At 42.5% G+C, this 5,761-nt stretch carries 10 protein-coding genes and 1 pseudogene; all 11 read right to left on the bottom strand.

Translation table 11 applies throughout. From position 1 onward, the window contains the following. Nucleotides 1-156: uS17 family ribosomal protein (locus WC615_RS22240; RefSeq protein ID WP_372980233.1), on the bottom strand; the 156-nt coding region annotated here is incomplete at its 3' end. Nucleotides 157-176: 20 nt separating this feature from the next. Further along, nucleotides 177-386, bottom strand: a complete 210-nt coding sequence (rpmC, locus tag WC615_RS22235; RefSeq protein WP_067059746.1) for a 50S ribosomal protein L29 — start codon at nt 384-386, stop codon at nt 177-179. 80 nt (nt 387-466) lie between these two features. Beyond that, nucleotides 467-889 (bottom strand): 50S ribosomal protein L16, encoded by a 423-nt coding sequence (rplP, locus tag WC615_RS22230; RefSeq protein ID WP_372980232.1) that lies wholly within the window; start codon nt 887-889, stop codon nt 467-469. Between the two features lie 47 nt (nt 890-936). Then, nucleotides 937-1,803: a 30S ribosomal protein S3 gene (gene rpsC / locus WC615_RS22225; RefSeq protein ID WP_372980231.1), complete on the bottom strand. Its 867-nt coding sequence runs from the start codon at nt 1,801-1,803 to the stop codon at nt 937-939. A gap of 6 nt (nt 1,804-1,809) precedes the next feature. After that, the gene (gene rplV, locus WC615_RS22220; RefSeq protein ID WP_067059749.1) at nt 1,810-2,238 is read right to left on the bottom strand and encodes a 50S ribosomal protein L22; all 429 of its coding nucleotides are present in this window, start codon (nt 2,236-2,238) and stop codon (nt 1,810-1,812) included. Nucleotides 2,239-2,241: 3 nt separating this feature from the next. Further along, nucleotides 2,242-2,508: a 30S ribosomal protein S19 gene (rpsS, locus tag WC615_RS22215; protein ID WP_067059750.1), complete on the bottom strand. Its 267-nt coding sequence runs from the start codon at nt 2,506-2,508 to the stop codon at nt 2,242-2,244. A 2-nt stretch (nt 2,509-2,510) separates the two neighbouring features. Next, nucleotides 2,511-3,338, bottom strand: a complete 828-nt coding sequence (rplB, locus tag WC615_RS22210; protein ID WP_372980230.1) for a 50S ribosomal protein L2 — start codon at nt 3,336-3,338, stop codon at nt 2,511-2,513. 8 nt (nt 3,339-3,346) lie between these two features. Continuing rightward, a complete protein-coding gene (rplW, locus tag WC615_RS22205; protein WP_067059752.1) occupies nt 3,347-3,637 on the bottom strand; it encodes a 50S ribosomal protein L23 in 291 nt (96 codons plus the stop codon). 2 nt (nt 3,638-3,639) lie between these two features. After that, on the bottom strand, nt 3,640-4,272 hold the full coding sequence (rplD, locus tag WC615_RS22200; protein WP_372980229.1) for a 50S ribosomal protein L4: 633 nt from the start codon (nt 4,270-4,272) through the stop codon (nt 3,640-3,642). A gap of 1 nt (nt 4,273) precedes the next feature. Further along, nucleotides 4,274-4,891 carry a 50S ribosomal protein L3 gene (gene rplC, locus WC615_RS22195; RefSeq protein WP_129876531.1) on the bottom strand — a complete coding sequence of 206 codons (618 nt, stop codon included), beginning with the start codon at nt 4,889-4,891 and terminating at the stop codon, nt 4,274-4,276. Nucleotides 4,892-5,368: 477 nt separating this feature from the next. Next, nucleotides 5,369-5,761 (bottom strand): annotated as a pseudogene (locus WC615_RS22190) (prephenate dehydrogenase); the annotation flags it as partial.

Below are 5,761 nucleotides of genomic sequence, written 5' to 3'. Positions count from 1 at the left end.
TTTAGTTTCGTCATGAGCCATAAATTTGGTAGTTTTCTTTACGAATTTACCATAGATGGGGTGCTTCACCTTCCGCTCTACAGCAACCACAATAGATTTTTCCATCTTATTGCTTACTACCAGGCCGGTACGTGTTTTTCTTAAATTTCTTTCCATTGTTTTCCGACGCTTAAAAATTAATTCTGTTCAGAAGCTGACGCCGCCTTGCGCTTTGTTAATTCAGTATTTAAACGAGCAATGTCCTTACGTACCTTTGTGATACGTGTTGGGTTCTCAATAGCCGAAACCGCGTGAGCAAATTTCAGTTTAGTAAGAGTTGATTTTTCCTCGCCCAGTCTTGCTGCCAATTCTTCGGTTGAAAGCTCTAAAATTTCTGAGTTCTTCATTTTCTTTATTAGTTATTTGAGTTTTTAGTTCCAAGCTCAAATATCTAACTGATAAAAAGAACTTAAAACCGCTAACTTGTTTATGCTTCTACGTAATCCCTACGTGTTACAAATCTGGTTTGCACAGGTAACTTTTGTGCTGCAAGGCGTAAAGCCTCTTTTGCAACTTCTAAAGGCACACCTTCTGCTTCAAAAATCATGCGGCCCGGGCGTACAACTGCAACCCAATACTCGGGAGCACCTTTACCTTTACCCATACGTACCTCTGCTGGTTTTTTGGTTACAGGTTTGTCAGGGAATATCCTGATCCACACCTGGCCTTCACGTTTCATGAAACGTGTAACAGCAATACGTGCAGCCTCGATCTGGCGGCTTGTTATCCAAGCTGCTTCGAGTGATTTTATACCGAAAGATCCGAATGAAAGTTCAGTACCACGAGTGGCTAAACCTTTCATCCTGCCTTTTTGCATCTTTCTGAACTTCGTTCTTTTTGGCTGTAGCATTTTATTAAGCTTTTATATCCTCACGGATATGTCTTTTCTAATTATTATTATCTTCTTCCCGGGCCGCCTGGACGGTTACCACCACCTTGACCTGGTCCACCTGGACGGCCACCACCGCCTCTGCGGTCGTTATTGCCACCGGCACCTGGTTTACGATCACCTCTGCGCTCGCCGCCTCTTTCGCCACCACGTGCATTATCACGTCCGCCGAAACCTGCGCCACCTTCAGGGCGTCCGCCTTTACCGCTTGCGCTGCTTGTACCGCCAATGTTTGGAGATAAATCGCGTTTGCCGTAAACTTCACCTTTACAGATCCATACTTTAACACCTATTTTACCATAAGTAGTTAAGGCTTCTGCCAAAGCATAGTCAATATCAGCACGGAATGTGTGCAAAGGAATTCTTCCTTCTTTATATTGCTCGGTACGTGCCATCTCAGCGCCACCTAAACGGCCTGATGTCATCACTTTAATCCCTTCAGCACCCATTCTCATGGTTGAAGCAATTGTAGTTTTCATGGCACGACGGAATGAGATACGTGCTTCAAGTTGTTTAGCAATACCTTCGGCAACTAACTGGGCATCAAGCTCAGGGCGTTTTATCTCGAAGATGTTGATCTGAACATCTTTTTTTGTTAATTTTTTTAACTCTTCCTTGATCTTATCAACCTCGGCGCCGCCTTTACCTATTACAATACCCGGACGGGCAGTGTGGATAGTTACGGTGATGCGTTTTAAAGTACGTTCTATAACTACTTTAGATACACCGCCTTTGTTTATACGTGCTGATAAGTACTTGCGGATCTTTTCGTCTTCAACTAATTTGTCGGCATAGTGATTTCCACCGAACCAATTAGAATCCCAACCGCGGATGATCCCTAACCTGTTACCTATTGGATGTGCTTTTTGTCCCATTTCAAATTAGTTGTTATCGTTTTTACTATCCACAATAAGAGTTACATGGTTAGAACGTTTGCGGATACGGAAACCTCTACCTTGTGGTGCAGGGCGTAACCTCTTTAACTGACGGCCACCACCTACTGATACTTCTTTAACAAATAAAGCGCTATCCTCAACACGTTTGCCTTCGTTTTTTGCTTCCCAGTTTTTAATGGCTGATAACAAAAGTTTCTCTACACGTATAGCTGCTTCCTTGTTTGTAAATTTTAAGATGTATAACGCTTTCTCAACGTTTTCACCACGGATCAGATCAACCACCAAACGCATTTTGCGTGGTGAAGTTGGACAGTTCTGTAATTTAGCAACTGAAGAGCCACCCACTACGAGTTTAGCCGCTTCTTTCTGTTGCCTGATCAATACAGACTTTTTGATTTTAGTTGTTGCTTCCATGCCTTATTTTTTCTTTTCTGCGTGACCGCGGAATGTGCGGGTTGGTGCAAATTCTCCCAACTTGTGACCAACCATGTTTTCTGTTACGTACACAGGGATAAATTTATTACCGTTGTGTACTGCGAATGTATGACCAACGAAATCAGGAGAGATCATGGAACGACGTGACCATGTTTTTACAACTGATTTTTTACTTGCATCATTCAAGGTCAGAACTTTTCTTTCCAGGTTATGATCTATGTAAGGTCCTTTTTTAATTGAACGTGCCATTATTATTTCTTCCTTCTTTCAATGATGTAACGATCTGATCCTTTTTTCTTGTCACGAGTTTTGTAACCTTTGGCTAACAAACCTTTACGTGAACGTGGATGACCACCTGATGATCTACCCTCACCACCACCCATAGGGTGATCTACCGGGTTCATGGCAACACCACGAACTCTTGGGCGACGGCCTAACCAACGGTTACGGCCAGCTTTACCTAACACAGCGTTTGCTTTTTCGCCATTTGAAACGGTACCGATAGTTGCCAAACAAGTTGACAGTATCATACGTGTTTCGCCTGAAGGCAATTTGATGATGGCATATTTACCATCACGTGCTGATAGTTGGGCATAAGTACCGGCACTGCGTGCTAATACACCGCCCTGGCCTGGGTTTAACTCTATATTGTGGATGATAGAACCTAACGGGATGTTTTTCAAAGGCATGGTATTACCAACCTCTGGTGCTGCACCTTCGCCAGATACTACTATAGTTCCAACTGTTAAGCCTTCCGGAGCGATCATGTATCGTTTTTCACCATCAGCAAAATGTAACAGGGCTATACGTGCAGATCTGTTCGGATCATACTCAATAGTTGCAACTTTTGCAGGGATGTCAAATTTATTCCTTTTGAAGTCAATTAACCTATATGCTTGTTTATGGCCACCACCAAGGTAGCGCATAGTCATTTTACCGCTGTGGTTACGTCCGCCTGATCTGGTGTTAGCTGATACTACCAACGATTTTTCAGGAACGTTAGTTGTAATATCCGAGTTGATAACATCAATTCTGAAGCGGGTACCCGGTGTTACCGGTTTAAATCTCTTTACTGCCATTTCTTATATTATATATTGCTGTAAAAATCTATTGTTTCACCATCCTTCAGCGTGATGATGGCTTTCTTGTATGTAGCCGCACGGCCAGACACTGCACCTGCTTTTGTGTTGCGGGTTTTAAGTTTACCTACATATTTCATTGTGTTAACTGCTGTAACGTTAACACCATACATAGCCTCAATAGCGCCTTTTATCTGAATCTTGTTAGCTCTGTGATCAACTTTAAAAGCATAACGGTTAAGCTTCTCAGTTAATTGAGTTACCTTTTCAGTAAGTAAGGGTTTCTTTAAAATTTCCATAATTACTTAGCTAATGCTTCCTCCAAAGTTTTAACAGCGCCTGTGGTTAAGATAAGTTTGCCGGCGTTTAACACATCATAAGTGTTAAGCTGCTCAACAGATATTACCTTAGTTTTTTTCAGGTTCCTGCTTGATAAATACACATTGTTGTTTTCAACACCTGCTAATACTAATAACGTTTTATCGTTAGTAACATTAAGGTCAGCTTCCATCTGGACATATGTTTTGGTTTTGATGGCATCAAAATTGAAATCCTCAAGAACCAATATATTGTTATCCTTTGCTTTGTATGATAGGGCTGATGCACGTGCCAGTGATTTAAGTTTTTTATTCAACTTAAAGCTGTAATCACGTGGCTGCGGACCGAAAACACGACCACCACCATTAAATAATGGAGATTTGATGCTACCTGCACGGGCGCCGCCAGTACCTTTTTGTTTATGTAATTTGCGGGTCGAACCTGCAATTTCATTACGTTGTTTTGATTTGTGCGTACCCTGGCGTTGGTTTGCTAAGAACTGCTTTACATCTAAGTAAATAGCATGATCGTTAGGCTCTACTCCGAATACGGACTCAGGCAGCTGCACCTTGGCACCTGTTTCTTTACCTGATAGATTTAATACGTTGATTTCCATCTTATTTATCCACTATTACGAATGAACCCTTAGCTCCGGGGATTGAACCTTTTACTACGATTAAGTTTTGCTCTGCAAATACTTTAACCACTTCAAGGTTTTGCACTTTAACACGAACGTTACCCATTTGACCAGCCATACGCATACCTTTAAATACACGTGAAGGCCAAGACGAGGCACCCAATGAACCTGGGGCACGTAAACGATTGTGCTGACCGTGAGTTTGCATACCCACACCACCAAAACCGTGACGTTTTACAACACCCTGAAATCCTTTACCTTTTGAAGTACCTACTACATCAACGTAATCGCCGGCGGCAAAGATCTCAACGGTAACTGTGTCACCAAGAGCTTTCTCGTCTTCGAAAGTTTTAAATTCAACTAATTTACGTTTTGGAGTAGTACCGGCTTTTTGGAAATGGCCTTTTAACGGACCAGAGGTGTTTTTTTCCTTCTTCTCGCCATATGCTAACTGAACAGCAGCATACCCGTCTGTTTCAACAGACCTGATCTGAGTAACTACGCAAGGGCCAGCTTCGATAACTGTACAAGGAATGTTTTTCCCTGCCTCATCGAAAATGCTGGTCATTCCTACTTTTTTACCAATAATTCCTGACATTTTCTTTATTTTATTTGTGCCCATCGAAGCAGTAGGGCTTCGTTCAAGGCATATTATTTCCCCCTTAAGGGACGGCAAAGATAGAAACTTTACATTAATTTTCAAATAGTTATCAAGTTATTTTTAAATAAATATTCGGTAAAGGGAAATACTTGGTTTTGTGGGAGATGCATTAAGCGGAAAAGGAATAATTACAACGGCTTTTTATCAGGATTAACCGTACTAAAGTATACGCGATCAGGGCGAAGCATTTTTTATATCATTGCATCATTTAATTTGTGGGTGTTGCCTGCGGCCGGGCTTTACGCTCATACGCGCACAGGCATTAAAAGCGGGCCGGTATCGGCTGCACTCCCTAACGCAAATCACCCTCTTTTTATACTGAAAGTTTGAAGCATCTATTGCCGACATGCATTCGGGCGACTGCTCAGTTCGCGAATAGATCCTTCGCGAAGTTCAGGATGACAAACACCAGGGCTACCCTGCCATCAATCGCCTTATCAACTCGGCGCTTTGCTTGTTACCTTCTTCCAGCCTGCCTTTAAAGAACGCCTGGACCTCGTTAAAATGTTTCTTGTAGCCTTCCATGTCGCCGTAGCCGATGATGGCGCTCCACTCCCGCACTGCCGAGTGAAACTCCAGATCATCCCCGCGGATGGTTTTATCATACAATGCGGTTTCTATCGATTCTTCCAGCAGCTCTTCATTCTTAAATAAGTATTCGGCAATACCTAACCGTAACCTAAACGGCGGTGTTTGACATATCAGGTTATCATACGGGTTTACGCCCAGGTGGTACCAGGCATCAACCATGCTTAATATACTAAGGTGCGAGTTTGGTTTTTGATGATCGGCGTTTTTCGATAACGA

It is taken from the genome of Mucilaginibacter sp. (assembly GCF_041663085.1).
Lineage (GTDB): Bacteria > Bacteroidota > Bacteroidia > Sphingobacteriales > Sphingobacteriaceae > Mucilaginibacter.
This window is presented reverse-complemented; position numbering and strand designations above follow the sequence as displayed.

Coding starts and splice junctions, on each gene's coding strand:
- rpmC (WP_067059746.1), bottom strand. CDS start 386: ATGAAGAACTCAGAAATTTTAGAGCTTTCAACCGAAGAATTGGCAGCA.
- rplP (WP_372980232.1), bottom strand. CDS start 889: ATGCTACAGCCAAAAAGAACGAAGTTCAGAAAGATGCAAAAAGGCAGG.
- rpsC (WP_372980231.1), bottom strand. CDS start 1,803: ATGGGACAAAAAGCACATCCAATAGGTAACAGGTTAGGGATCATCCGC.
- rplV (WP_067059749.1), bottom strand. CDS start 2,238: ATGGAAGCAACAACTAAAATCAAAAAGTCTGTATTGATCAGGCAACAG.
- rpsS (WP_067059750.1), bottom strand. CDS start 2,508: ATGGCACGTTCAATTAAAAAAGGACCTTACATAGATCATAACCTGGAA.
- rplB (WP_372980230.1), bottom strand. CDS start 3,338: ATGGCAGTAAAGAGATTTAAACCGGTAACACCGGGTACCCGCTTCAGA.
- rplW (WP_067059752.1), bottom strand. CDS start 3,637: ATGGAAATTTTAAAGAAACCCTTACTTACTGAAAAGGTAACTCAATTA.
- rplD (WP_372980229.1), bottom strand. CDS start 4,272: ATGGAAATCAACGTATTAAATCTATCAGGTAAAGAAACAGGTGCCAAG.
- rplC (WP_129876531.1), bottom strand. CDS start 4,891: ATGTCAGGAATTATTGGTAAAAAAGTAGGAATGACCAGCATTTTCGAT.